This is a genomic window from Aliiroseovarius sp. xm-d-517 (assembly GCF_013283135.1).
Lineage (GTDB): Bacteria > Pseudomonadota > Alphaproteobacteria > Rhodobacterales > Rhodobacteraceae > Aliiroseovarius > Aliiroseovarius crassostreae.
Genome location: NZ_WBXT01000001.1, coordinates 966140 through 993028 on the forward strand (window position 1 = coordinate 966140; position 26889 = coordinate 993028).

Consider the following 26889-nt stretch of genomic DNA (forward strand, 5'->3'; position numbering starts at 1 on the left):
GGATTTACCGCTCATGGCGACGAAGAAAGAACGCATTGCACAAGAAGTCGCCCGAGCCGTTGGAGCAGGAAAGCCTGTCGCGATGGAGACAGTGGATTTCAGCGATCCAAACCGCCCGAAAACCTGCCTCGAGGTCGATTTTCCAATTTTGAATGTAAATGCTTTGTCTGCTATCGAAGCCTCTTCGGGCGGTACAAAAAAACCGATTTACCAAATGTCTAAATGGTGGGCCCGCAGGCAGCCCAGCGTTTTCCGCTCAATGTTGATTTCCGCCGCGACCAGAGCTCCCGATGATCCGTCTCATGCCGCGAAACTAGTTTGGGATAATCACTACAGCAACCACCAGAAAAAGGGTGCCTTCAAGCATCTGAAGGTCGCCGACATCTTCATGGGCGGCGGCACCACACTGGTCGAGGGTTCGCGCCTCGGAATGCAAATGTCGGGTAACGACCTGAACCCTGTGGCATGGTTCGTAGTCAAACAAGAACTGGCAGATATAGATCCGGACGAAGTTCAGCGGTTGCTTGCCGAGGTTGAAGCCGATGTGAAGCCGCAGATCATGCCGTTTTACTATTGCGACGGTCCGAGCGGCGAAAAAGGGACATGGACGCATAAGTCAACCGGAGAAGTGATGGGGCAAGATTTTGACCCGTTGGCACTGAAGCCGGGGGAGAGGAAGGATTACGAATACGATGGCCCTGAAATAGTCTATACATTCTGGGCCAAACATGGACCTTGCCAGGTGACGGGATGTGGCCATCGGACACCAATTATGACCACACCTGTAATGGCCGTGAAAAAAATGTCGGTTAAATATTGGCCGCACACTTGCTCATCATGCAGTGCGGAGTTCGACATAGAAGAAACAGAGGCGCGGATGGCACCTGACGTGCCCCTTCAAACTGCACCTGAAGAAGGCTCTTACTCAATACTTGACTGCAAAGGTTGCGCGACTTGCCCAACCTGCGGTCACCTCGAAATGGTTAAGCTCGGCAAGGGCAAGAATAAAAGCGTCCAACTCTCTCTGCTAGTTCTCCCAGAATGGTTGGCTGGCAGCCCCTGTAAGGCGCCTGACGGCTCAGAATTCGGAGGCTCACCTCAAGACGAGGCTAAGTCCACCGCAGCTTGGAACAGTGAAAGATCCAAACATTCCGGGCTTATGGAAGTGCGAGGTCAGCTACCAGAAACAGTGACCTGTCCGAAAACTGGTTTGAACTTTTCCACAGGAAAGAAAGGAGGAACCGTTCCTAAGAAGTCAACCTTCACCTGTCAAAAGTGTGGAACGTCACAAGACGTTCTGAAATCGATTAGTGCAACGGAAAAAACAGGGCCGACCGGCTCTTACGCATTTCATGGACACTCGCCTAGCCGAAAATCTGTATATTCTGGTAGATTTTTCGCACCTTTTTCAGCCCTTCAAGCTCGTCAATATGCTGCAGTCATTGAAGAGTGGGCCAAATTGAAAGATACCTCTCTATCCCAGTATTGGCCACGATCAGAAGTTCCATACGGGTTCATGACCCATCTAAACAATGGAGGCATTCCGAACCACGGATATACACACTGGTTTACAATGTTTAATGAAAGACAATTGTTAACCAATGCCATTTTGCTGAAATCAATTTGCGAAGTTGGTGATTTTGATTGGTCAGTACGTGAGTATGTTCTGAGTATCTTTCAGCAGTATATCCGCAATCAGTGTATGTTCACAATTTGGAATACTCAAGCGGACCAACTTGAGCCGATGTTTTCCAATAATAACTTTCACCCGAAAGCAACGGTGGTCGAAAACAACGCTTTTGCGCCATTTGGCCGGGGGAACTGGCATGGCTGTAAGAAATCTTTGGGCGCCACATTGGAATGGCAGAAAAACCCTTGGGAGACTGCCTCTAAAGCTAATATTTCAATTACAAGCCCAATACTAGCTGAGGAAATCTCTGGTAAATCTGAGAAAGCTTACCCTCAAGACCCGGTAAATGGTGCTGAAATATTTCAGTCATCATCGACCGAACTTTCCCATTATGAGGACGGCTCATTGGATTTAGTTATAACAGACCCTCCATTCGGGGGTCTTTTACACTACTCAGAGCTATCTGATTTCTTTTATGTTTGGCTCCGCTTGCCTCTGAGAGAGAAGTACCCGGAAGTATTTTCTCCAGAGTATACTCCGAAATCGATGGAAGCTGTTTCCAACAGAGCCCGTGAGCCTGAAGACCCAGACGGTTTCTATCAGCGCTTGCTGACCGCTTGCTGGGCAGAGGCGAATCGGGTCCTCAAACCCGGTGGCATGTTGGCATTTACCTTTCATCACAGTGCTGATGCGCCTTGGATATCTGTACTGGAATCTTTGTTTGACGCCGGTTTCTATCTGGAAGCGACTTACCCGATCCGTAGTGACGAGACCAAAGGTGAAGGTAGCAAGCCGGGAACCTTCGGTTCTCAACAGATCGAATATGACATCATTCATGTTTGTCGAAAGCGCACTGAAGAGCCCAAGGAAGTCAGCTGGGGCCGTATGCGCCGTGAGGTCCTAGCCGATGTGCGCCAGCTTCAAGGCTTGCTCGAAAATCACGCCCGTGCTGGTCTGCCCGCCGCCGACCTTCAGGTGATCCGTCGCGGCAAGGCGCTTGAATACTTCTCGCGCCACTACGGCAAGGTTTACGTCGACGAAGGCCGCCCGATCTCGGTCAAGGACGCTTTGGTCGGCATCAACCAGCTGATTGACGAAGATGCCAACAAGGCCTCGGAACCACCTCCTGTCATCGCAGAACCCATCACCCGGCAGTTCCTGCGCATCTTCGATGGCAAGACCGAGCTCGCCCGCGACCAAATGCAGAAACTGCTGCGCGGTTCCGGTATCGCGCCGGACGAATTCGTCAACCGAGGCTGGTGCGGCGAGGTGAAGAAGGTGTTCCACCTCGCTGATCCGCTGGATTTCGCCCGCGATTGGCAGGGCAAGCACCGTCGTCGTCTGACCGCCGATCTTGATCAGGCGTTAGTGATCATTGGCGCATGCTATGACGGCAGCGGCATCAATGCATCGGACACGCTGAAGAACGAAAACTTCAAGCCACACCCCGCCCTGAAAAGCCTGCTCGAATGGCTGAGCAAGCGGGGTCAGACGCAATCGATGCGAAACGCTGCGTCACGGGCCCTGACCATCTACAACAACTGGGCCGCCAGCAACAAAGACCAGGTCCGGCAGCTGTCCCTGTTTCAGGAGGACTGACCATGAAGCAGCTGCATGACACGGTTTGGCAACGGCGCGGCGTAAGCTGGATCTGGGAGAACGACGCCTTCTCCGAGGTCACCAAGGCCGGAGAGGTTTTCAGCCTCCGTGAAATGATCCGCGCGTCGAACAACTGGCCTGACGAACTGCCCAGCAATGACGGGAACACGCTGGTTGTTGCGGGCCTCGATGCCTGCCTCGATCTGTTGTCACCGACGAATGCTGAAGAATGGCTCGCGGACACGCTCAAGCACGTCATCCTGTCCTTTCAGGACTTCTATCAAGGTGATGGAGCACTGGTGTTCTGGCTCCCCGGTAGTCAGCGGCGGCTGCAGATTCAAACGGCGAACGATGCTGTCACCTGGAAATGCTCAGCACCTTTCGGAGGGGAAACGCTGGATTTCGGCCGACTGCTGTGGGGCGAAGCACGGGAATACCCACAGGAAATCATCCTCGCGAATGGCAACAAGCCTGCCGGGCTCTTTCACCTGCGGATCACCTGAGCATGCAAGTTGAAGAGATCACATACTCCCCCGGCGAACGGATCAACCACTCGGATCATGGCGCAGGCGTCGTTCTGGAAGCGCCCAGGGACGGCTATCTGCGCGCATTCTTCAGCGGTGGTGAGCGCCGCGTACCCGTCGCCAGCATCCATCGCGAACTGTCGCGAACCGAGCGCATTCTGCGATCTGTCGAAGGAACTGCTGATCGGGCGAAGAAGGTTTGGCTGTCCTATGAGGCACATGCTTTGCCCGCGATGGAGAGCGCCTCAGCACTTACCTCAGCAAGGATTGATCTGCTGCCCCACCAGGTTGTTCTGACGCACCGGATCGCAACAGCCTCCCCCCGACGATTTCTAATTGCCGATGAGGTTGGCCTCGGTAAGACCATTGAAACTGCGCTAGTCCTTAGAGAGCTGGCCAGTAGAGGTGAATTGGATCGAGCCCTCATGGTGGTTCCTGCAGGACTGGTAAACAACTGGCATGAGGAATTGAATGACGTTTTCAATCTTGATTTCGAGGTGTTCGGCTCCGAGGGTGATATTACGGACCGAAAGACAAACGCATTCGCCAAACATGACCGGCTGATTGCCAGCATCGATACGTTAAAACGTCCCGCACGTATCAAGCGGCTTCTCGACGCGCCTCGATGGGACCTGGTTGTTTTTGATGAAGCCCACCATCTGACGGCGCATCGCACGGGTGGAAAGGTCAGAAAGACCGAGAACTATAAGCTTGGTGAAGCTCTAAAAGGCCATACCCGAGACCTTCTTTTGCTCTCTGCAACACCACACCAAGGCAACCACTTTCAGTTCTGGATGTTGGTCCAATTGTTAAATCCAACGCTTTTCAACAATCCCGAGGATATGCTTGAGAACCGTCATCGCTTGAATACCGTGATGTTCAGGAGAACAAAGGCAGACGCGTGCAAACCAGACGGAGATGCCTTGTTTGCGCGTCGCTGGGTGCACACCGAGTCTTTCCTGATGGGAGAAGAAGAACGCAGGTTTTACGAAAAGCTAAGAGAGTACTTAGAGGATGGTTTCGATTTAGCGAAGCGGCAAGGAAATCAAGGTCGTGCGCTTGGATTCCTGATGGCGATCTTCCAAAAGATTGCAGCATCAAGTTTTGCAGCCGTGCGAAGGACGCTAAAGCGCAGGATGCTGATGCTTACTTTGCACGAAGCACTGCTACGCGACCGAGAGCTGGACATTGAAGGTCGGGAACGTCTCTACGACGAAGCCCGAGAATTAATCCACGCAGAATGGGGATTAGAGCGGGATCCGATCAGCCGAAGTGAAGTTGACCGGGTGATGGCGGATTTGAAGTACCGATTGGCGAAGAAGCTGGACGAAGAAGCACTTGAAATGGCTTCCGACCCGTATGGCAGCGAATTTGCCTCGTCTCATATCGAAGACATAGCGTCCGCTGCGGTAGAACTTCATCTGCCTGAAGAGCGGTTACGCATCGCCGATCTGCTTTCTTGTTTCCCAAGCCAACGCGAGACCAAAGTTCAGAAACTGCTGGATGGCCTTGGTGTTCTTTGGAGGCAGAACTCCAACGAGAAAATCGTGATCTTCGCCACATACCTAGGCACCGTTGATCTCCTCGCCCGCGAAATCGAAGAAGTATACCCAGGGCAAGGCGTCGCGGTGCTACGAGGTGGCGATCATGGCGCAAAAGTCGCCGCCGAGCGTCGCTTCAAACAGAAGAATGGTCCTCGAGTGCTTGTCTGTACGGCGGCAGGCAGGGAGGGAATCAATCTTCAATTCGCGCGCATCTTGTTCAATTTTGATCTCCCTTGGAACCCGATGGACATGGAGCAGCGGATCGGACGAATTCACCGATACGGCCAAATGCACACCGCACAGGTCTACAATCTCGTCTTATCCGATACGATTGAAGGACGGATCTTTCTGCTGCTCGACGATAAGCTTCAAGAAATTGCCCGTACTCTCGGCAAGGTAGATGCCGAAGGGAATGTGGCGGAAGATCTTCGATCGCAAATACTTGGACAGCTCTCCGAGCGGTTGAATTACGACCGCTTGTATCAGGAGGCGTTGGGCGATCCGGAGCTGAAGAGGACGGCCGTGGAATTGGAGGCCGCTTTGGCCAATGCGCGCGAAGCGAGGGAGGTGGTATTTGATCTGTTCCAAGATCTCGATGGCTTCAGCTTGGATGACTACAAGCCCTTTTCCGATGTCACGTCTGGTTTGGGGCGCTTGGTCGATTTTCTCTCAACAGCATTCGCAGGACGCAACCTCAACGTAGTCATGGTTGATGAGCAAACGTTGGACCTTATTGGAGCAGACGGAGCCCGCCAGAAAAGGTTCACCCTCAACCGAGAAACAGCTACGACAAGCGATGACTTCGACCTTTTGGGATTGGATCATCCGGTCGTCCAAGAAGAATTGGGCCGCTGGCGCAGTGTCACTCCCGAAGAGTTAGGCGTCTCTTTAGATGGTGGAGATTTTGGTCAGGGGGTTCTCTCGGTTTGGATGGTTGAGGCTTCGAATAGCGCGGGAGAGCGGAAAACTACGATTCAACCTATTGCCGTGAATCTGGATGGGCAACGGATACCGGCCGCTGAACGCCAGGTAGAAGCTGTTCTTCGCGCAAAAACTTTGCCTCCCATCATGAGTATTGAACAACGTCTTGAACTTTTTCACCGGCATGTTGAGCCTACTCTGCAGAGGGAACTGAAGCACAAAGGCGCGGCCAGTGGTGATGGAAGCTATTCTGCAGAACTGATTGGCTATGTTGAGTTTTGTTAATAAATATATGCCTATTGCGGTAGGCAAATAAGGAGTTGCGCCCTCAAAACAGCGTAGTCCCCCATCATCTCGACGACAGCCGATCTTTCCGGCAGCAGAGCGAGTTCCTCCGTCGCTCGATTCCGAATTTCCCGAAGTATTCCACGACCGGCGGACATGCCGCCGAGCCGGTCGCTTCAAAACCCGCCGTCGCGCAGCCCGCCAACCAACTCGCCCCGATTACGAGAACGGCGAGCCGCCGCTTCCAGAATCCGGCGTTGAACTGCCATTCACGGCCACGACCCAAGCGCCAAACGCCCCACTCTCATCACTGACCCTGCGCTCAATCCGCGCCGCTTGCTCTGCGGCCTCAATCGCATCCAAGACCTTCGCCTGCTCGGCATCAAACTTGGCAGCCTCAACCGCACTTTCGGTCCGATGGTTCAACCCCGTGGTGCTGTCATGCCAGACGAATGCCTCAAAACCCGCAAGATCATCATGCGCTGGATCCACCACCTCCCAGGTCTCTGCGCCGCCCTCGCCGAACCGCACACCGTTGATCACGCGCGCCGCGGAATGGTCCAGCCGCAATTCAGCGTAGCGGCGCCGATCATAATCCTGGGCCGCGGCCAGGCTTTCATGCAACTGCCCATCGGCCGTGCGGAATACGTCCTCTTCTATATGATCCCCAAAATACATGATGGCCTCGGGGCGGCCGCGCAAGTCGTAGCACCACTGGAGCCAGCCCTGGGCGGTGTTATGGCCGGGTTCACCGCTTTGGGTCGCCTCAACTTCAAGCTGATCCATCATGCCGAGCATCAGCTGATAGCCTTGTGCGTAATCGAACTCGGTCACGCCGGCCTGCGCAAACACGCGTTCAAGCACGGCATAGGCGCCGTCACAGACGCCCATGTCTTTAAAGAATTGTAGGGACGTTTTCATCCAACTGCTCCATATGCCCGATCTGACCCGCCCAGCCAGGTCACCGCATGCCCGTTTGTTTTAATGGCCTTGCCGCCTGCGGCGCCGAGGTTGCCGCCTTTCTGGGTGGCAAAATCAATTGTTTGCGTTCCAGAACCACCCGCAGCACCCCATCCACCCCCACCACCAGACGTCGCTGTCACGGGGGACGTCGAGTTATCAGAGGTATTTAAGTTGACATAAACCACAAACGCATCGCCTTTGCCGGGCTGCCCCGGCCCGCCGCCAGGTGCTGCAAACACCGTATCGAACGCGGCCCCAAAAGGAGGGGTCGGTCGATAGTCCGGCTGACCAGCCACCACAGTTATACTCAGCCGGCTGGCATTCGCGATCAGTTCTCCAACACCACCACTGGTGCCCGGCAGAATGCGTCCACCACCCTGACCCGAGATGCCACCAATTTTGAGCGGACCTCCACCACTGCCACTGCCCATTTTTTATCCTCCTAAATACCGCCACCGGCTGTGGCGCCGGCGCCGGCCGCACCCCCGGCTCCGCCATGGCTCGGGATGGTTGCGCCAGCCCAGTTGTTGGAATTTGTTGCCACTGATCCAGGCTGGCCGATCGCACCACCGAGGCCAAGGGCGCCCATCACAAGACTTGATGTATTGCCATAAGGCATGGCCCCGCCGCGGCCACCACCAGCACCACCGCCACCGGGGCTGTGTACGGGCGTGGTGAAGAAAGCGAGGGGGCTGCCGGTTGCCGCAGCCCCTCCGCCACCGCCGCCGCCAATATACCCGGTGGCATTATCAATGGTGATCGGGCCGGTCAGACCAATCGCAGGACCACCTGACGTCGGCGCGACATAGCTGGTGCGGTCGGCAAGCTGATAGCCTCCGTCGCCACCTTTCCCCATGATAAATCCGCGGTTGACCAGCGTCAGCCCGCCGGGGAAGGCCCCGCCCATGTCGAGGGCCGGGATCGTGGTGTTATCCGACCAGATGTAAATGCCCGCGGCCACCGTTACTTCGACCTTACTCGTGCCATCCCAGCCCTGCGCTTGCAGATATGTGCGCAGGTGCAGCTCCTGCTGATGGCTAGTGATCGTGTGCGTGAACTGGGCAGATTTGCCGCGCAGCGTGCCGAGCCCGATGGCACCATTGGCCACACCTGCAAGCCCGCGCACTCCTGCGTCCCCGAGCGAGACCGTGGCGCCAGCGGTGCGGCCGAGCTCGGTGTTCACCTGGCTCAGCGAGATCGGTCCTGTCGATGGAAGCGCCATGGATCACAGGCTCCCAAAGGCGGTGACATCGCCCAGAACGGTCAAATTTCCAGAACCATCGAGCGTCATGACGTCGGTACCATTGTAGCGGAAGGTCAGGCTTGATCCCGCGGCATGGGCCGTAAATGCGCCCCAACGGGCGCCGACCTCAATGATCTCCTCGCTGCCGTCGACGCGTTTAAGAAACAGCTTACCGTCGCGGGTGTTGATCGCCAACTCGCCCAGATCCAGCTGCGCCGTGGTTGGCACCTTTGTGGCAATGGCGGATCGTTTCATACGGATTGTGCTGGCCATGGGACCTCCTGCGGTTCAGCCTCATGTGAGGGAAGGATCAAAGCGGATCAGAACGTGCCGCCATCAAGCGCGATGCCGGTAATGCTTCCGCCGGTGATGGCCACTGCGTTTGCTGCTTGCGTTGCAAGCGAGCCGAGCCCCAGATTGGACCGCGCGGTGCCCTTATTGGGCAGGTCTGCGAGGTTGGAACTTGCGGCCAGTTTGCCGGCCAGCCCATTGGTCACGGTGCTTGCGAAGTTTGGATCATCGCCCAAGGCAGCGGCCAACTCATTCAAGGTGTTCAGCGCGCCGGGGGCAGCATCAATCAGTGCGGCGATGGCCGCTTGGACAAAAGCGGTGCTCGCGATCTGGGTTGTATTGGTGCCGCTGGATGCCGTGGGTGCGCTTGGCGTGCCGGTAAAGGCAGGCGAGGCTAGTCCTGCTTTGCCATCAATCGCAGCCTGTAAGCCGCTGACTTGCGAGATGGCATGGCTATGCGCCGCTGGTGCAAAGGTTGACGGTTTGCCGGTCACACCAGCCCAAGGCACGCTGTCTGCCGCCTCAGCTGCGTCGACCTTGCCGTCATTGTCGCTGTCATAGGTAGATTTGAGCATATCCCCAGCGCCAAAGCCCGCCAGCGCGGTTTGCACGAAGGCTGTCGTTGCCAGCTGGGTCGTGTTGGTCCCGCCTGTTGCCGTGGGTGCTGTGGGTGTGCCAGTCAGTGCTGGTGATGTCAGAGGCGCTTTTACGTTCAACGCCGCCTGCAACCCGGTCACATCCGAGATGCCGTGACTGTGGCTATCGGGGGATTTCCCATCAAGAGCGGACTGCAACCCGCTCACCTCGGAGATCGCATGACCGTGGGTGGCCGCCGCTTTGCCCGCAAGCCCCGCATCGAACTGCGATTTGCGCACAAGATCGGTGCTGCTGCTGGCGTCCTGGCTCGACTTGGGCACCAGCGAGAATGTTTTCGCGCCACCGATCGTCTGGCTACCCGCCCGGGCCACAAACCCGCCAGCGCCTGCCAGCGGCACAATGGCTGTGGCATTGCCTGACCCGTCATCGCCCTTTCCGATATAGAGCGTGTCGTCGACCTCGTTATGGGCGACCTCGCCGGATTTGAGCGCGGCGGGCGCGCCGGCATTGCCGGCCTGGCGGCGTTTGAACTGGATCGTATTGGCCATCAGAAGAAGCCTCCGTTGATAGGTGTGTTGGTGGGCAGGATGGTGATGCCGGGATCGCCCTGATCGCCTTTGTCACCGGGTGGACCGACCTTGCCCTCCGGGCCAGGCTGGCCGCCAAGGCGGATGCGCAACGGCCCGGTGACCACCCTGACCTTGATGGGGGCGGTGATTGTGATGGGCCCTGTTTGCGAGATGGCGGCACTCATGAGGCAAGCCCGCGCGTCACCGGCAGGATGACCGGCAGCTCCAAGAGAAAGCCCAGATGCAGATCGAGCGCGAGATCGGTGCGTACCAGGTCCAGAACGACACGTCCGAGCGCGAGACCCGCTGTTTGCTCCGGGCGCAAAGCCAGTTCCAGCACGGTATCGCTGATACGCATGATCCCGTGATCGGCGCTGGTGAGCGTGGCCAAGACCTCCTCCGCGTTTGGGCGCTCACGGATTTGCCCTGCATAACTTGCGCCCTCGGCAAAGACTGGTGCTTCCGCCTCAATCTGCAGCCGCCATGCGTAGCCGATCAGCACGGCCGGGCCTTCCGTGACAGTGGTGGTTGTCATGGCCGCCACCCGCACAGCCGTGCGCCGACCTCGTTATGCGCCACGATCTGCGCAAGCGTCACGTCGCTCAAAACATCATGACGCGACGGGCGGATAGGCTCTGCCCAGTCGCAATCCTCATACATGCTAGCCGGATCAATCGCGCATCCAGCGGTCAGCACGGCGCTCAAGATCAGCGCGGTCAGCGTTTTGCACGTCATGGCGGATGTCCTTTGAGGTTTGCATGGATCTGACCCGCGCATCGGCACGGCGGATGGCAAAGTTCGCCGCTGCGGCTTGGCGGCCCTGGCGGACGGCGATCCAAAGGGCGGCGAGGAGCGCCAAAGCCAGCGCGCCGTAAAGAACAGCCCGCCTGCCGAGATCACTCAGGAGCGCATGGACGATGCTGATCATGGCGTGCGTCCTGTCCGGTGATCTTCAATGCGGGCGGAGCGCGCCTTCAACCCATAGAGAATGACACCGACGAACATCGCTATCCCGATCCATGGCAAGGCAACGGCCAGCCACGCCTCAAGACCTGCGAGTGCGAAGATCCGCGATGCTGTATCCCGGGCCTGTTCGGCCTCACGCAATGCTGGTGTGATCTGAGAGGTGATGGACCCTGCAGCCCCCAGAACTCCGAGGCCTATTTGCGCATTCGCCGCCGTCACGATCCGGCTGTCCTCGGGTGCACCCGCGGCCCGTTCCGGTGCGACCGCTCGTTGCGACGCCAGGGCCAAAGCCTCTTCCAGTGCCACATCAATGATTGGCACCAGCGGCAGTGCCGCGTCATCGCGGAACGCGAGGATTGCAGCACGGGTACGTGGCCCGATCACCCCGTCGATGGTGCCGACCTCGTGGTATCCGAGATCTTTCAAGCGGCGCTGCACGGCCTTGACGGACATCCTCGCTGAGGCCGCGACATGCCCCGCCCGCCGGACACCCAAGAGCTTCGAGACGGGATAGCGTTTCACATTCACCGCATCAGACTGATTGCCGCCAAGGCCCCAGACCCATGCCCCCTCAATGCGATCGATGAAGAACACATGCCCTTGCCAGCTCGAAGACCCCCGCGGGATCACACCGATATCACCGGGCTGCGCGTCCGCGATCTCAATTGGCACGCCCCAATCGAGATAAGACCGCGCGGTCAGCTTGCGCGTCGAGCGAATGCCGGCCTTCTCCAGACAATGCCCGACGAAAGCCGCACACCAGGCAACGCTGTCGTGCTCCACCCAATCATGACCGACCGAAGCGTACATCTCCATCACGGTGGGGTTGTTTGCGGGGCCCGGGCCCTCGGTGGTGCCGATATACCCGCGGGCAATTTCAAAAGGTGTCATGATGCTCTCCCATGCAAATGGAAAGCGCCGCCCCGAAGAGCAGCGCTGGATGTGTGTGTTCGTGGTTGTGTTCAGCAGCGTGCGGTGCGGCTCACTTCTTGCGGCAAAGCCAGGCTGTCATCAGGGCCTCCGCACCGCGCGGTCCCAGATACGCCAGCATGGCCACAAGCCCCGTGCGCACGGGCTGGCCAAGATCGAAGTGGCTTGCGATAGCCTCGCCAATGATAGCCATGCCGATGGCGACAGGGATTTCCCACAAGAGCTCCTTGCCAAAAAATCGCCGCCGACCCAGCTTGACCTCGCCGGAGTGATACATCAGTCGCCCCGTAAAGGCGCCGATTAGCGTGGTCACCGCCCCGCCAAACAGGCTGTTCAGTGTTTCTAGAAAGCCCGGCTCGGTCATGGGCGCCTCCCGTGGTCGTGTTTATTTCGTGGTCTTGATCAGTATTCGCCGCCGTCGAGCAGCGGCTCAAAGGCAGCATCAGCCACATTGCGCAGCTTGAGCGTCGGTGGCGTGGTGCTGGTATCCAGCCACAGCATGCCCGGCGCGGTGGCCGCAGGTTCCACCGCCCCACTGTTGGTGGAGCGCAACGCTGCAACGATCTGGTTGATCTGAGCACGCACGGCCGCCCCGTTGTCGTTGATGATCACAAAGCTGGGTGCTTGGGACACTAGGCCACCTCATCTGCTATCAGCCGCAATTCCGAGACGATCGGCGTAAATGCCGGATCACTGGTTCTCAGCCAGGCCCGTGCCTCAACCGCGTGCGCCTCGATTTCGCTGTTGTCGATCCGCCCCCAAGGGCCCCAGACGGGGTTTGCGCCTGCCGGATCGTCATCGGTTTCACGCACCTCGAGTACCACGTCGATATCAGCGCCCTCGGAGCCATCAAAATCCGCCCAGGCATCGATGGGCGTCATGCGGTCATCAATATAATCCGACAGGGCCGAGGCCCCGACCAGGATATCCGAGCGCAACCGCACGCGCTTCAGCGACCCAAAATCGAGGAGGCTATCGAACTGGTAGAGCCCTTCGTTTGAAAGAACGACCGGGCTGCCTGCTGTATCGATCCCGGTTTCCAGTTTCAGCGTCCCGGCGGTGGTCACCAGACCTGTTTTTAGGCCAGGGAAGCTTGGTTCCGCCGCCAGTGTATTCAGCTGCGCAAAGCTCAGGATCTGCACGCCCTTCGTGCTAACCGTACTGACAGGACCAATTCGGCCCTCACTGTCTTCAGCCCGCAGCAGGTAGGTCCCGGGTTTCAGGGGCACGACCGCAATCGCCTCGCCGCCCGAGACCCGGTCCATCAGCGTGGAGTTCGCCCATGTGGCCGCCATTTCCTTGCTGTGCCGGATAATGACATTGCCCCCTACGCGCACATCCACATCAACGGAACGCTGCCATTTCAACACGGCAAGACCGCCCGCGGACTGGATGGTCAGCCCGGTTAGTGCCGCCGGCGGCGCCGTGAGCCCCACGATCTCCAAAGCCCCCTCGCGCCAGATCGACGAGACCCCCAGCACCGAGATCGCTTTGATCCGCACGTCCCATTGGCCCGGCTGGATGTCGCGCAATTCCATCACCGTGCCAGAGGTGCGGCCACGGTCCAGCCAGTCGCCGCCATTGCGCCGCGTCTCCACCTGATAGGTATCGACAAAGCCCGAGGCCGCGGGCTCCCAGGCGATATGTGCCAGAACTTTCACCGCCGAGCCGTCCCGTGTGACGTAAAGCTTTTCACTGATCTGCGGCGCACCCGGTGGCGCGATGTCAAAAGCCGTTGGCAACGTCGTGCGTGGTGCTGCCGCATAAATCTGTTCTTCCGAGGCATCCCAGTCGTAAATGAGGGGAGAAGTTTCCCGCAGGAGGAGTCCCGGCGCCAGACGCGGGCCCGGTCCAACTTGTGTCAGATCCAGCCGCACCGCCTCAACCTCAAAGGGCTTGCCCTCTGGCAGGTCCGCGCCGCCAAAGCCCCATCGATCATAGTGCACATATGTGGCCTCGCCTGCGGCAACGCGCCAAGCCTTCAGCTTGCCAGCCACCTTCAGGCGCATTTGCCGCCGCGCGCGTTCCAGCTCGATCTTGGCCAGTCGCTGCGCCATAGAAGCGGAGATCGTAAAGGGCAGCGAGATATCCCGCCAGACCCGCTCGCCATTGTCTTCCAACCGGTAGGCCTCACTGGCATAGGCCGGAAAGTCATCAGGCTGCCAGCTGTTTTCAGGGCTCACGAACTGGCCGCGCACCGCATTAAAGTTTGACGCGCGGCTCTGCCGCGTGGTGAGCGTCATCCCGCCCTCGCGGACATCATCTGCCGTAATCGTGGTTTCTGGCACCCGGTAGGCCCCCGCTCGCATCCGCCATTGGCCCGCTTGCCAGATGCAGCGCCCGGCCATGGCCGTAAGCATCGCCTCAATAATAGTCTTGGGCGTCTCAGAGAGCGAGCGGAGGGAGCCGACCTAGCACCCAACTCTCTCTCGTTCCAAGCCATTGAAATCATTGATCTCAACTTGCGAACTTTTGAGATATGCCTCGGAAGGATCAGGCAACCAACCGACCTAAGCTTATACTGAAGATGACCTGTGCGCGGTGCCCCGCATCGTGATGCTTGCAGATCACCGTGAGGATAAAGGCCCTGTCATCCCCCCCTGCCCCGGCTAAGTGAATGCCATCCTCAAGAACCTGCGTTTTTCGCTTTCTTGAGAGGGGTGCCAAAATGTAAGCGGGCCACATCACGTTGACATAGCGGCATTTTTTTAAAGGCCACGGTGGAGCCCGGCAAGATGAATTCGACCATATCCCTCCTTCTGGTCTTCTTGAACCAGTTCTTCATGCCGCGGCACAACGCGCAACTGAGGCTGCTGAAGGCCCAGATCGCGATCTTGCGGGCACGCATCCCGACGCAACGGATTATCCTGTCGCCCTCCGAGAAGGCCGAACTGCTGCGCATCGGAGAAGAGTGCGGGCACGATATCGACGGGCTGATGGAAGTGGCAAAGCCCGCGACCTACAAGCGATGGCTCGCCCAGATGCGTGGTGGACGCCCATTTCAGGCCGTTGGACGGCCGCGCCTGACGCAGGAACTGCGCGACGTCGTCATCCGCATTGGCTCTGAAAATCTCCTATGGGGTTACAAGCGGATCGCGGGCGAGCTGAAAAAGCTGGGGCTCTACGCTGGTGCCAATTCCGTCAAGCGCATCCTGAACGAGGCGGGCATCCACCCGAGCCCTGAGCGGCGAAGGAAAAATCCTGCCCTGCCGTGGACAACCTTCATCCGGGCGCACATGGAAACCATGGTCGCCTGCGACTTCTTCTCGAAGACCGTGTTTACGCTACGCGGGCCGAGGACGGCCTATGTGCTGATGTTCATCCATCTCGGCAGCCGCCGCGTCTTCTGCAGCGCGCCGACCTATGCCCCCGACTCGGCATGGGTCACCCAGCAGGCCCGCAACACGTTGATGTGGTGCGAAGAACAAGGTATCACGCCGGAGTTCCTGATCCGCGATGCCGACACCAAATTCAGCGCCAGTTTCGATACCGTCTGGGAGTCGGAGGCCGCTCGTGTGATCCAGATCCCGCACAGGGCGCCCGACGCAAACGCCTTCGCGGAATCGTTCATCGGCACCATCAAGCGCGAATGCCTCGATTTCTTCATCTGCTTCAGCCGGTCCCAGCTCGATTACATCCTGCGGACCTGGGTGCGCCATTACAATGTCGAGCGCCCGCATCGCGGACGCGACATCGGGAACAACGTACTGCAAGTCGATTTCAGGCCTGTGCGGGACGGCCCGATCCAATGCAATCGCCAACTCGGCGGCATTGTCACATCCTACACCCGCGATGCGGCGTGATTATCATGGCAGAGCTAAAAATCCTAAAGAGAGCCCGCGCCGATTTCGTCTGGTCGGGTTTAACCACACCCTACATCGTTTCGCGATAACGACAGATTATGCCTTGCTTGGACTTTGGCCCCCTTTCTCAGCGAAAGCCACGGTGGGAAGCACAGTGCCAAGCTGGAGGGACTTCAGAGCAGAGGCGATCCGTTTGGGCCGCCTGATCGCGTCAATAAAGCTGAGCCGCTGCACGATACTCTCCCGAAATCATGGCGCGCGAACACCACGGTGTCACTGTTTTGTGCGGCGTTCCATGACGGTTTCGAGCAAGTAAATCAGAAAGCTCGGTTTGCTCCATCCGGTGATTTCCTTGCACAGAGCTTTGACCCGGTGCAGGCGCGGATGATAGGGCTGCGAACCGGCTGGCTGCATTACGGGCTTCTGGCTATCCTCTCGGCGACGATTGTGGCGATGCTATCCTCGGTGGGAATACTCCTCTCCGTAGCCGACCTGATCGCCCCGGGCGCCATCGCCTTTCTTCTTGCGCGCCGTTTCGCGGCACTGCTGGTGACTTCAATCATTGTGGCGTTGATCGCCGGAATCACCGGGATCTACGCGGCCTTCTGGCTCGATACTGGCCCCGCACCGAGCATCGTGCTGATCCTGACCGGAATGTTCCTTGTCGCTTTGTTTGCGCAGCAGCGGCGCGAACGCCGAGCAACCGCGCAACAATAGATATCGCCGATCCGCGTGACAGTCGCGACAAGGTGTTTCTGAGCGCCCTCGTGCATGCCCCGGCATTTTAACCTTTTCCACGGTCGGCTCCGACCTATTCCTTATCCGAATCAACGTCTTCCCTGGCTTCAAACCACTCACCCACCCTCTCTGGACACAACTTGGTAAGCCTTGAACTGCACCAATATAGAACATACCATGAACGCATGGTTAAGCGCACCCTCACCGACAAACTGGCGATTCTCGCAGATGCCGCGAAATATGATGCGTCCTGCGCCTCCTCCGGGGGGCAGCAGCGCAATTCCAAGGATGGCAAGGGGCTTGGCTCGGCGGGCGGTTCGGGGATCTGCCACGCCTATACGCCCGACGGGCGCTGTATTTCGCTGCTCAAGATCCTGATGACCAATTTCTGCATCTATGACTGCGCCTATTGCGTCAACCGCGCCTCCAGCCGCGTCGAGCGGGCGCGCTTTACCGTCGAAGAGGTCACCCGCCTCACCATCGAGTTTTACCGCCGCAACTATATCGAAGGGCTGTTCCTCTCCTCGGGCATCATCCGGTCGCCCGACGACACCATGGCCGATATGGTCCGCATCGCCCGCACCCTGCGCGAGCAAGAGAACTTCCGCGGCTATATCCACCTCAAGACGATCCCGGACGCCTCGCCCGAGCTGATCGCCGAGGCCGGGATCTGGGCCGACCGGCTTTCGATCAACGTCGAATTGCCGACCGAAACCGCGCTGAGCCAACTCGCCCCCGAGAAATCGGCCCGAACCATCCGCAGCGCCATGGCCGACGTCAAAACCCGGCGCGAGGCCAGCCGCGAGCGCAGCCACAAGGGCACCCGCCCCCGCGCCTTCGCGCCTGCCGGGCAATCGACCCAGATGATCGTCGGCGCGGATGCCGCGACGGATGGGCAGATCCTCGGCAATGCCGCCTCGCTTTACGGCGATTTCCGCCTGCGCAGGGTCTATTATTCGGCCTTCTCGCCGATCCCCGACGCCTCGCGCCTGCTTCCGCTCAAGCGCCCGCCCCTGATCCGCGAGCACCGGCTCTATCAGGCCGACTGGCTGATGCGCTTCTACGGGTTCAAGGCGCAGGAAATCGCACCGCAAAGCGGGATGCTCGATCTGGAGATCGACCCGAAACTGGCCTGGGCGCTCGGCCACCGCGAGATGTTCCCCGTCGACGTGAACCGCGCGCCCCGCGAATTGCTGCTGCGGGTTCCGGGCTTCGGGACACGCTCGGTGGACCGGATCATCGCCGCGCGCCGCCACCGCAGCCTGCGCTACGAGGACCTGCTGCGGATCGGCTGCGTCCTGCGGAATGCGCAACCCTTCATCACCCTGCCCGGCTGGTCGCCCCGCGCGCTCACCGACAGCGCCGATCTGCGCGCTCGCTTCGCCCCGCCACCCGAGCAACTGAGCCTCTTCTGATGCGCGTGATCTCCCTGCCCCGGATCGGCACCGTTCCCGCCTGGCGCAGCCATGCCCGCGCTCTGGCGGCCGGGGGCGTGCCCCCCGGCGCGGTGCTCTGGCAGCTCGACGCCCCCGAGGGCGCGCCCAGCGACCTCTTTGCCGGCGCTCCGGCACCCGAGCCCCCTGCCCCGCCCGTGACGCTCACGCTCCCCCGTGAGGCCGTGAGCGCCATTGAGACCGCGCTGCACCATTCCGACCCCGAGCGCTTCGCCCGCGCCTATGGGATCGTTCTGCGGCTTGCGCGGGGCGATCTGCGGTGGGGCGACCGCTCCGATCCGGCTCTGCACCGCCTGCTTGCGCAGGAAAAGGCCGTGCGCCGCGACATTCACAAGATGCACGCCTTCGTCCGTTTCCGCGAGATCTGCGCGCCCGAGGCTCCCCGCCGCACCTTCGCCGCGTGGTTCGAGCCCGATCACCCGATCGTCGAGCCCGCGAGTTCGTTCTTCGCCAAGCGCTTTGGCGACATGGACTGGATCATTGCGACGCCCACGCTCACCGCGCGTTTCGTGTCCGGCACCCTGAGCTTCGAGGAAACCCGCGACACCGCGCCCCCAGCCCCGGACGCGACCGAGGCGCTCTGGCGCACCTATTTCACCCATATTTTCAACCCGGCGCGGCTGATGGTGTCCGCGATGACCTCGGAAATGCCGCGCAAATACTGGAAGAACCTCCCCGAGGCCGACCTCATCCCCGAAATGATCCGCACCGCACCAGAGCGCGCGATGGGCATGATCGAGGCCGCGCCGACAGTGCCGCCAAAGCGCGCCGAAAAACTGCGACGCGGCAAGGTTTAGTATTTATTATCAATATATTACGGGATTTTGAGGGCGGCCACCCTACCCCGCCAAGGCTTGCGCTGCCTCTGGCATCCGGGCGAGGCTCGCCGCCAGCCGGTCACGCCATTTCGGCCCCCGCGACAGCGCATCCTCATAGGCTTCGCGCAGCTCCTGCGGACGGTCCTCGGCCAGCGCCGCGATGAGGTGCGCATTTCGCGGAAGTTGGGCAGTGATTTCGCGTGATCATGGGCACGCATTTCACGGCATCTCGGGCAGCCATTTCACGCCCTCGGGCAGGCTGGCCAACAGGTGTCATTGAGTCAGGGCGCGACGCCCTGGTCAAGGGTTTTCATCGTGCTCATTTTTCTGCGCATGCTGTCGCCGGTGAGCGTGAGCCGGTGTGCATTGTGGACAAGGCGATCAAGGATGGCATCTGCGAGGGTGGGATCTCCGATTACCTCGAACCATTGATCGACAGGCAACTGGCTGGTCACGATGGTCGAGCCACGACCTTGGCGGTCATCGAGGATTTCAAGCAGGTCACGACGCTCGGTTGGTGTCAGAACTGATAGCCCCCAGTCGTCGAGGATCAGCAGTTCAGTGCGTTCGATCGCCTTAAGCGCAAATAAACTCGATGGCAGGCTCAAAGCTAAAGACGCCAAGCCAAAAGCGAAGAGTAAGGCTGCTGCTCCTAAGGCACCAATGCCTATCCCAAAGTCCAAGGTTAAACCCGCTAAACCATCTCAATCTCCTGAGCCCGCTAGAAAGCCCGTGATCAACGCGATCTCCACCGGTATCTCGCAGGCAGACTTTGATCGTCTAAAACCGCAGTCCCCACAGGCTCCGATCAGCTCAATCGCGTCTTAATGGCGTCTAAGACACGCTGTGCGGGCCCTGTGTGGGGTGGACGATGGTGATGCTAGGCCAGTGTAGCGGCGCACTGGGTTGACGCTGTACGCCTAAATTTGAGCCTTCATCGTACGATTTGGGTGGTTTGGATGTGCTGCAGAAAATAGTTGTAAGAATGGGAGACAGACATAGTTCTGATAATTATGATGAATTATTAAATAATTTCAGTTACTTGAATCATTCCCGCCGCTCATATCAAAAGGCGACCGAAAGGCCGCCTTTTGATATGTCACTGTGGTCAGAACCTATGTTCAAGGTTAAGCGCGAAGCTTGATCGATTGCTGTTACCCACTCGATCCATGATCACGCGGAACTCCGCTGTGCTGAGGCCATCGTCAGATACACTGCTGAGCCCTATTTCTGCACCTCCCCCACAGTGTTCGGTACGTGCTGTGGACATGGTGCGTTCACAGATCGCACGTGGTGCAAAGCTCAGCTGACTGTTACTTTCCGCTACAGTGTCTGCCTCTAGGGCCCAAATTATTTCAGGCCTTAGGGTGAGGTTGGCAATGCTAACCGTACCTGCGTCCAGGCTCAGTGTTTCATCCACAAGCCCATATGCACGGCCCGTAAAGCCCACATTACCAATCCAGGTCTTGCCGTAGCTGAACGCCAGCTCAGGACGGAACTCGTAACGCTCGTATTCATAGACGCCTGACAGTGCTGCACCGGCTGTGGCTGTGCGTGTGGTGTAGTCGCTTTCAAGCGCGAGCACGTTGTTGGCCATCTCAAGGTTGTTGCGGCCAATGCCGTAGCTGAGGAACCCGTCGAGGAAGAGCTCGTCTGCCAGCTGGTGAACGGCATAGCCACCCGCTGTCACAGCAATTCGCTCTTGGTCACCTTCGAACGCACCTGAGATGTTGGAAGTGGCCAGTTCGCCGCCAACAAAATATCCCAGCATTGTAGTGTCAGTGGTCATCTGCTCCCACGCTACGCGAGCAGAGAGGGTCGCAGTGGTGCTGTTGGTGTCAGCGTCGTGCTGTACGTCAAAGTCACCGAAGAACAATCTACGTTGTGTGCCGTCGTAGTTGCCCGTCTGTTCGAAGAAGCTGCCACGTGTGCTGACTGTCGTACCGCTCAAATTAAATGAGCCGTCTATGTCGAACGGCACGGCGTTGCGCGAAACAACACCTGCTTCGCAGTCAGCAGAAGCTGAGCCATTTCCACATGAGCTACGCTCGCGAACATCGCTTACAAATCGGTCACGTGCTCCTCGAACCATTCGTTGATTTGCCGCAAGAGAGCTTTGAAGCGACCGCTGCGCCTCTTGCACAATTGTAGCGTTGATGGCTTCCAGCGCTTCTTCGAACGCCTGCTGAGGTGAAGGCATTGCAACAGAGACAAATGCTGATGATGGTCCGGCACCGACACTGTTTACGGCTCGAAGTCCCAACTGATATGTTTGACCGTTATCTACTGAGCTGATCGTAAAGGGACTTGTTGTAGTCGAAGCACTAACCCAGTTTTGACCACCATCAAGCGTGTATTGATAGTCTGAAATCGCAACGCCCCCATCTGATTGAGGTGGAGTGAACACCACTTCAATTTGCCCGTCGGCGCTAGTTGCGGTGACGTTTTGTGGCGCAGTGGGCACTGTACCTCCTGTCACTAGACCACCAACTGTTGCCCCTGTGAGCCCCCCAGTACTGCTGAATGCGAGTGTGTAGTTTTCTCCTGTCGTTCCTGCGAAGGTGAGATCTGTGAAGGTGATCACGCCGTTTGAAGCAGTCACGGTTTGGGTTCCGCCAAGTGTACCGCCTGCGCCCGAGCCAATTGACACAGTGACCTGTGTGGAGCTGTCGCCTGTTACGACGTTCCCTTGGGCGTCTTGAACCTGAAGCACAGGCTGTGTGGTCAGCAATTGGCCATTCGGGCCAAACACAGGTTGAGTAACCAAGACGACCTTGGATGCTGCACCCGGTCCTGTGAGCGTGAGGTTCAAAGACGCTACAGCCGTCAGTGACCCAGCATCGTCAAAGCTCAGCGTGTAGGTTTCAGAGGTCAAACCGGTCAAAGTAAGGTTGCTGAAGGTGACAACGCCGCTTGATGCGGTAACCGTTGTAGTGCCCCCAAGTGTCCCACTTGCGCCACTGCCAATCGTAGCTGTGATTTGAGTGCTGCTGTCAGAAGTGACAACGTTACCATCCGCATCACGGATTTCCAAAACCGGCTGTGTGCCCAAGGCCGCGCCATTCGCAGCCGCAACAGGCTGAGTGGTGATCGCAAGCTGTGATGCTGAGCCAGCGCCCGTCAAACTAACAGTCGAGGTCACTGCAGTGAACACGGGCGTCGCAGCCGTATCAACAAAACTTAGCGTATAGGTCGTGCCAACGGTGCCCGAAAGTGTCAGACCGCTGAAGGTCACGACGCCATTCACGGCTTGTACAGTCGTGGTGCCGCCAAGCGTTCCTCCAGAGCCGCCACTGATCGAGACAGCAACGGATGTTGTACTGTCAGAGGTCACAACGTTTCCAAACGCATCACGGATCTGAACGACAGGCTGTGTGCCCAAAGCCGCGCCGCTCGCAGCCGCAACAGGTGCTGTCGATACGGCTAGCTGAGTGGCAGGACCTGCATTTGCCGATGCTGAGGATGACGTCGCCCCTGTGAGCCCCCCAGTACTGCTGAATGCGAGTGTGTAGTTTTCTCCTGTCGTTCCTGCGAAGGTGAGATCTGTGAAGGTGATCACGCCGTTTGAAGCAGTCACGGTTTGGGTTCCGCCAAGTGTACCGCCTGCGCCCGAGCCAATTGACACAGTGACCTGTGTGGAGCTGTCGCCTGTTACGACGTTCCCTTGGGCGTCTTGAACCTGAAGCACAGGCTGTGTGGTCAGCAATTGGCCATTCGGGCCAAACACAGGTTGAGTAACCAAGACGACCTTGGATGCTGCACCCGGTCCTGTGAGCGTGAGGTTCAAAGACGCTACAGCCGTCAGTGACCCAGCATCGTCAAAGCTCAGCGTGTAGGTTTCAGAGGTCAAACCGGTCAAAGTAAGGTTGCTGAAGGTGACTGTCCGTCGTCAGATAATTTGGGACAGCTGAGCGCGTTTCGTTTTGGAGGCTCTGGCTCATCCTTGATTGAGTTTATGCGTTTTCAGTTTGGTGGCGCAAGCGCCGGGTGAGCATGGTTTTTCGTTTGATCTCCTCTCGCTGTTTCAGGATCTGCTTATCGCGCCCGAAGTAGACATCGGCGGGGGTCAGGTTGCCCAGGCTCTCGTGATAGCGCTGGTTGTTGTAGAACTCGACGAATGCGTCGATCTGCCGTTCGAGGTCACCGGGCAAGAAGTAATGCTCCAGCAGAACGCGGTTCTTCATGGTCTGATGCCATCGCTCGATTTTGCCCTGAGTCTGGGGGTGGTAAGGTGCGCCGCGGACATGCGTCATGCCCTTGTGTTCGATATAGTCCGCCAGATCTCCTGCAATGTAAGATGAGCCGTTATCACTGAGCAGCCTGGGCTTGGCGACCACGGTTGCACTGTCACAGCCGGAGGCTGCAAGTGCCAGGTCGAGTGTGGCGGTCACGTCCTCAGCTTTCATCGTCGCACAAAGCTTCCAGGCGATGATGTAACGGCTGTAGTCGTCCAGGATCGTGCTGAGATAGAACCAGCCCCACCCCAGAACCTTGAGGTAGGTGAAGTCGGTCTGCCAGAGTTCGTTGGGACGCGTCGTCTTATCCTTGAACTCATTGGCGGCCTTCATCACGATGTGCGCCGGTGCCGTGATCAGATCCTCCGCCTTCAGGATACGGTAAACCGATGATTCAGAGACAAAATACTGCTTCTCATCGGTATATTTCACCGCCAGCTCCCGGGGCGTCAGATCCTCATGCTCGAGCGCGAACTCGATAATGTCCGCCCGGGTCTCATCCGGAAGGCGGTTCCACACAGACCCAGGATGGGGTGCCGTATCGTCAAGCGCGTCAAGCCCACCTTCGGTCCAGCGGTCATACCAACGATAATAGGTTGTGGTGGGTATGCCGAGCATCGCCAGCGTCTGACGGGCAGGCAGATGCGAAGCTTCGACAGTGCGGATGATCTCCAGCTTTTCCGTTGCGGGATACCTCATACCTCGTACTCCCCATCCCCGATCATGCTTTTTTTGAGCAGACGGTTTTCCAGGGTCAGTTCAGCAACGACCTCCTTGAGCGCCGCTGATTCTGAGCGCAGTTCATTGACCTCAGGCGAGGTCGCCTGGCGCGCGGTATCACCGGCCAGACGCTGCTTGCCCGCTTCTAGGAATTCCTTCGACCATGTGTAATACAGGCTCTCGCTGATGCCTTCCCGGCGACACAGCGCGGCAATGCTTTCCTCGCCGCGCAGACCCGCCAACACAATCCTGATCTTCTCTTCGGCTGAATACTGTTTGCGCGTCTTGCGGCGGATGCCTTTGACCAGCTTGTCAGCCGCGTCCTTCGATGTTCCGGATTTCTTGTTCATCTTCGCTCCATAATGGCTGCGATGAACCAGAAATCCTCCGTTACGAAAACCTCAAATCTGTCCCACAAGCGCTGACGTCAGACACAGAGCCCATAATGACCGATGCTGCATCTTGCACAAAGAGCAGCGAAGCACCGAATACAGACATTGGTCCCGGAAAAGCCGACCCTAAGCTGCAGCTGACCGATGCTTGATTTCGCCGCGGCGTGGCTTACCAGACCGATTTTGGCTGCGATGCAGAAAGCACTCCGCAACCAGTTCGTCGAGCGACAGGTGCTTATACAATCTCACCCGTGTCCAACCGAGCCAGCCAATCCGTCGCGTCATCAACTATTTTTTTTCGTTGGCCTACGTCGCGCTTGTCCCAACTCCGATAAATAACGGCCATCCTCGGATTGTTTAGAAATCGGTCCCGATGGCGTTCGATGAAGTGCCAGTAGAGAAGATTGAAAGGGCAAGCCCGCGCGCCCGTCTTGGTCCTAACGTCATACTGGCAGCCCGTACAATAGTCGGACATCTTGGAAATGTAGTTACCCGATGAAACATACGGCTTGGATGCGACCAACCCGTCGTCTGCGTACTGGCTCATCCCAATAGTGTTGGGCGCTTCGACCCATTCGAACGCATCGACATATACGGAAAGATACCATTCGTGCACCTCCCCGGGATCAAGGCCGGCAAGCAGGGCAAAATTGCCAATAACCATCAGTCTTTGGATGTGGTGCGCGTAGCCGTGTTCCCGGGTCTGCCCCACAACCTCGTCAACACAGTGCATGTGTGTTTCGCCCCCCCAGAAGAAAGCAGGGAGCGGACGACTGTGGTCGAGCATATTTCGGGACGTGTAGTCCGGGCCTTCGAAAAAGTAGATGCCCCGCACATATTCGCGCCATCCAATTATCTGCCTGATGAATCCTTCGGCCGCATTCAGAGGTGCCTTACCTGCACGCCAGGCCGCCTCGGCCCGCAGGCAAACTTCCATTGGAAGCAAAAGACCAAGGTTGAGATATGGCGAGATGACCGCATGCCAAAGCCACGGGTCGCCCATGACCATGGCGTCCTGATAGTCACCAAATGACGGAAGAGTATGGGATATGAAGTGGTCCAGAACCTCAAGTGCCTGTTCCCGATCCGTCGCGAACTCGAAGGGGTGCAATTGCCCGAAATTCCCTGCGAAACGATCCTTGACGAGGTCAAGCACCTCGGCAACAACAGCATCGGGTGGAAAACCAGGCGGTTTAGGAGGGCGGGCGTCTTCTGGTGCAGGCTTGCGGTTCTGGTTGTCATAGTTCCATTTGCCACCGGCTGGTGCGTTTCCGTCCATCAGCAATCCTGTCTTGCGGCGGACATCCCGATAGAACCACTCCATTCGAAGGTGCTTGCGGCCTTTTGCCCAGTCGGCGAAATCCTTGGGCGAAGTGACAAAGCGGTCATCGGGTAGCTGGCGCATGACGAGTGGCAGATCGTTCAGCGCGGCGATCAGCCGCCATTCTCCGGGCGTCGTGGCGATAACTTCCTCGACAGCAAACTCCGAAGCACGGCGGACAAGCTCTCCGGGAATTGAGCCTGTGTTGGCCTCATCGTCGAGCCTGCTATAGGCGACTGTCCAGCCGTCTTCTCTCAGGGCCATCGCAAATCTGCGCATCGCGGCCAGAACCAGCGCGATTTTCTTGGGATGATGCGGGACGTACGTGGCCTCGGTCATGACTTCGGCCATGATAACCACGTCACGTTCTTTATCAGCCATTCGCAGCGAAGAGATGTCAGTGCTGAGTTGATCACCAAGCACCAGGATGAGACGCGGCTTCACCATGGGACGGGTTTCCCCGCCCAATCGAAAAAGCCACCGTTGTCGGCTGGAGTCAGCTGATCAAGAACCGCAACAAGGTTTGCGGCCGCCTCGTTTGGCGTCACTTTTGCATGCCCAGAGTAAGCCTTGGAGAAGGGCGTCTCTACGGTGCCCGGATGCAAAGACACTACAATGGCCTGTTTGCGCTTTCTCGAGATCTCGATAGCCGCCGTGCGCACGATCTGATTGGCTGCAGCCTTGGACGCGCGGTAGCTGTACCACCCCCCAAGGTGGTTATCACCGATCGACCCGACACGGGCAGTGAGAACTCCCACCACGCATTGTGCGTCTTGCGGCAAAAGCCGAGGCAGGTGTTTCAAAACCAACGCAGGGCCAATGGCATTCACCGCCAAGACGCGCGCTAAGTTTTCTGCCTCAATCTCTGCAAGCGACTTCTCGGGGCGTGCGCCCTCGGGGGCCAGAATTCCGCTGGCAATCAAGACCGTGTCGAAAGGTCCTCGCAACACGCTCATGGCCCTCTCGACGCTGGTGGGATCAGTTAGATCCAATCCGTCGCCTGCGCGCGACAGCCGCGTCACCTCGGAACCATATGTTGCGAGAGCCGCGGAAAGCGCCGTGCCAATCCCACCCGAGGCCCCTATGACAAGTGCGCGGCGCGTCATCCCGACCTCACCTTGCGCGACCTGCGACAGCGCTCAGAACAATACCGTACGTCGCTCCATGATCGAGGCCATTTCCCAATCCACGAAAACGGCCGACAACTCACCGGACAGGTTTTGAATGGCAACTCGCTTTTCCGCACGGACCTATACCCCTTATGGCTGAACCCCGAGTGACTTACGGGTTCGCTTAATTTCAATTGTTACGACCCAAACCCCGATCAAGATCAAAAACAAGCTCGA

At 58.2% G+C, this 26889-nt stretch carries 25 protein-coding genes and 1 pseudogene; 7 read left to right on the top strand and 19 right to left on the bottom strand.

The genetic code is table 11. From position 1 onward, the window contains the following. Window positions 1-13: 13 nt before the first annotated feature. Genes XMD517_RS04550 through XMD517_RS04560 form a run of 3 tightly spaced genes read left to right on the top strand, consistent with a single transcriptional unit; the run spans window position 14 to window position 6503 of the window. On the top strand, window positions 14-3229 hold the full coding sequence (locus tag XMD517_RS04550; protein ID WP_173488296.1) for a DUF1156 domain-containing protein: 3216 nt from the start codon (window positions 14-16) through the stop codon (window positions 3227-3229). A 2-nt stretch (window positions 3230-3231) separates the two neighbouring features. Then, window positions 3232-3732 (top strand): hypothetical protein, encoded by a 501-nt coding sequence (locus XMD517_RS04555; RefSeq protein ID WP_173488297.1) that lies wholly within the window; start codon window positions 3232-3234, stop codon window positions 3730-3732. 2 nt (window positions 3733-3734) lie between these two features. Then, window positions 3735-6503, top strand: coding sequence for a DEAD/DEAH box helicase (locus XMD517_RS04560; protein WP_173488298.1), 2769 nt, complete (start codon window positions 3735-3737; stop codon window positions 6501-6503). 219 nt (window positions 6504-6722) lie between these two features. Here XMD517_RS04560 and XMD517_RS04565 read toward each other — a convergent pair whose 3' ends face one another. The 13 genes and pseudogenes from XMD517_RS04565 to XMD517_RS04625 form a co-directional block, all read right to left on the bottom strand. Beyond that, the gene (locus XMD517_RS04565) at window positions 6723-7424 is read right to left on the bottom strand and encodes a hypothetical protein (protein WP_173488299.1); all 702 of its coding nucleotides are present in this window, start codon (window positions 7422-7424) and stop codon (window positions 6723-6725) included. After that, window positions 7421-7897: a hypothetical protein gene (locus tag XMD517_RS04570; RefSeq protein WP_173488300.1), complete on the bottom strand. Its 477-nt coding sequence runs from the start codon at window positions 7895-7897 to the stop codon at window positions 7421-7423. Before XMD517_RS04570 ends, XMD517_RS04565 begins: the two co-directional genes overlap by 4 nt. Before the next feature lie 11 nt (window positions 7898-7908). Next, window positions 7909-8688: a hypothetical protein gene (locus XMD517_RS04575; protein WP_173488301.1), complete on the bottom strand. Its 780-nt coding sequence runs from the start codon at window positions 8686-8688 to the stop codon at window positions 7909-7911. A gap of 3 nt (window positions 8689-8691) precedes the next feature. Then, the gene (locus XMD517_RS04580; RefSeq protein WP_173488302.1) at window positions 8692-8982 is read right to left on the bottom strand and encodes a hypothetical protein; all 291 of its coding nucleotides are present in this window, start codon (window positions 8980-8982) and stop codon (window positions 8692-8694) included. 47 nt (window positions 8983-9029) lie between these two features. Continuing rightward, on the bottom strand, window positions 9030-10145 hold the full coding sequence (locus XMD517_RS04585) for a head decoration protein (RefSeq protein ID WP_173488303.1): 1116 nt from the start codon (window positions 10143-10145) through the stop codon (window positions 9030-9032). Beyond that, complete coding sequence (locus XMD517_RS04590; protein WP_173486894.1) at window positions 10145-10351, bottom strand: hypothetical protein; 207 nt, start codon at window positions 10349-10351, stop codon at window positions 10145-10147. Before XMD517_RS04590 ends, XMD517_RS04585 begins: the two co-directional genes overlap by 1 nt. Continuing rightward, the gene (locus XMD517_RS04595; protein ID WP_173488304.1) at window positions 10348-10701 is read right to left on the bottom strand and encodes a hypothetical protein; all 354 of its coding nucleotides are present in this window, start codon (window positions 10699-10701) and stop codon (window positions 10348-10350) included. Before XMD517_RS04595 ends, XMD517_RS04590 begins: the two co-directional genes overlap by 4 nt. Next, window positions 10698-10901 carry a hypothetical protein gene (locus XMD517_RS04600; protein ID WP_173488285.1) on the bottom strand — a complete coding sequence of 68 codons (204 nt, stop codon included), beginning with the start codon at window positions 10899-10901 and terminating at the stop codon, window positions 10698-10700. Before XMD517_RS04600 ends, XMD517_RS04595 begins: the two co-directional genes overlap by 4 nt. After that, window positions 10837-11094 carry a hypothetical protein gene (locus XMD517_RS04605; RefSeq protein WP_173488305.1) on the bottom strand — a complete coding sequence of 86 codons (258 nt, stop codon included), beginning with the start codon at window positions 11092-11094 and terminating at the stop codon, window positions 10837-10839. The genes XMD517_RS04600 and XMD517_RS04605 overlap by 65 nt, the downstream gene beginning before the upstream one ends. Continuing rightward, window positions 11091-12023: a TIGR02594 family protein gene (locus XMD517_RS04610; RefSeq protein WP_173488306.1), complete on the bottom strand. Its 933-nt coding sequence runs from the start codon at window positions 12021-12023 to the stop codon at window positions 11091-11093. The genes XMD517_RS04605 and XMD517_RS04610 overlap by 4 nt, the downstream gene beginning before the upstream one ends. A gap of 91 nt (window positions 12024-12114) precedes the next feature. Continuing rightward, on the bottom strand, window positions 12115-12426 hold the full coding sequence (locus XMD517_RS04615; RefSeq protein WP_173488307.1) for a phage holin family protein: 312 nt from the start codon (window positions 12424-12426) through the stop codon (window positions 12115-12117). Between the two features lie 38 nt (window positions 12427-12464). Then, the gene (locus XMD517_RS04620) at window positions 12465-12695 is read right to left on the bottom strand and encodes a hypothetical protein (RefSeq protein WP_173488308.1); all 231 of its coding nucleotides are present in this window, start codon (window positions 12693-12695) and stop codon (window positions 12465-12467) included. Then, a pseudogene (locus tag XMD517_RS04625) lies at window positions 12695-14437 on the bottom strand (phage tail protein); the annotation flags it as partial. The pseudogene XMD517_RS04625 and the gene XMD517_RS04620, both read right to left, overlap by 1 nt. 360 nt (window positions 14438-14797) lie before the next feature. On the opposite strand from XMD517_RS04625, the gene XMD517_RS04630 reads away from it, so the two are divergent. From XMD517_RS04630 to XMD517_RS04645, 4 genes are all read left to right on the top strand, one after another. Continuing rightward, window positions 14798-15865, top strand: a complete 1068-nt coding sequence (locus tag XMD517_RS04630) for an integrase core domain-containing protein (protein WP_173486670.1) — start codon at window positions 14798-14800, stop codon at window positions 15863-15865. A 114-nt stretch (window positions 15866-15979) separates the two neighbouring features. Beyond that, on the top strand, window positions 15980-16582 hold the full coding sequence (locus XMD517_RS15695) for a metal ABC transporter permease (protein WP_254449889.1): 603 nt from the start codon (window positions 15980-15982) through the stop codon (window positions 16580-16582). Window positions 16583-16788: 206 nt separating this feature from the next. Then, window positions 16789-18018 (top strand): putative DNA modification/repair radical SAM protein, encoded by a 1230-nt coding sequence (locus XMD517_RS04640; RefSeq protein ID WP_173486395.1) that lies wholly within the window; start codon window positions 16789-16791, stop codon window positions 18016-18018. After that, window positions 18018-18854, top strand: coding sequence for a TIGR03915 family putative DNA repair protein (locus XMD517_RS04645; protein ID WP_173486396.1), 837 nt, complete (start codon window positions 18018-18020; stop codon window positions 18852-18854). The genes XMD517_RS04640 and XMD517_RS04645 overlap by 1 nt, the downstream gene beginning before the upstream one ends. 302 nt (window positions 18855-19156) lie before the next feature. Here XMD517_RS04645 and XMD517_RS04650 read toward each other — a convergent pair whose 3' ends face one another. The 6 genes from XMD517_RS04650 to XMD517_RS15700 form a co-directional block, all read right to left on the bottom strand. Further along, window positions 19157-19558, bottom strand: a complete 402-nt coding sequence (locus XMD517_RS04650; RefSeq protein ID WP_371734362.1) for an ATP-binding protein — start codon at window positions 19556-19558, stop codon at window positions 19157-19159. A gap of 425 nt (window positions 19559-19983) precedes the next feature. Next, a complete protein-coding gene (locus XMD517_RS04655; protein WP_173488309.1) occupies window positions 19984-22734 on the bottom strand; it encodes a fibronectin type III domain-containing protein in 2751 nt (916 codons plus the stop codon). 94 nt (window positions 22735-22828) lie between these two features. After that, window positions 22829-24180, bottom strand: a protein-coding gene (locus XMD517_RS04660; protein ID WP_371734363.1) for an IS3 family transposase whose coding sequence is annotated in 2 segments (ribosomal slippage) — window positions 22829-23842 and window positions 23845-24180 — 1350 coding nt in all. Because the reading frame shifts where the segments join, the coding sequence is not laid out codon by codon here. 277 nt (window positions 24181-24457) lie between these two features. Then, the gene (locus XMD517_RS04665) at window positions 24458-25990 is read right to left on the bottom strand and encodes a cryptochrome/photolyase family protein (RefSeq protein WP_171006817.1); all 1533 of its coding nucleotides are present in this window, start codon (window positions 25988-25990) and stop codon (window positions 24458-24460) included. Beyond that, entirely contained in the window at window positions 25984-26649 is a 666-nt protein-coding gene (locus XMD517_RS04670; RefSeq protein ID WP_138015977.1) for an SDR family NAD(P)-dependent oxidoreductase, read from the bottom strand. Before XMD517_RS04670 ends, XMD517_RS04665 begins: the two co-directional genes overlap by 7 nt. Then, a complete protein-coding gene (locus XMD517_RS15700) occupies window positions 26646-26789 on the bottom strand; it encodes a DUF2256 domain-containing protein (RefSeq protein WP_138015978.1) in 144 nt (47 codons plus the stop codon). Before XMD517_RS15700 ends, XMD517_RS04670 begins: the two co-directional genes overlap by 4 nt. Window positions 26790-26889 lie beyond the last annotated feature (100 nt).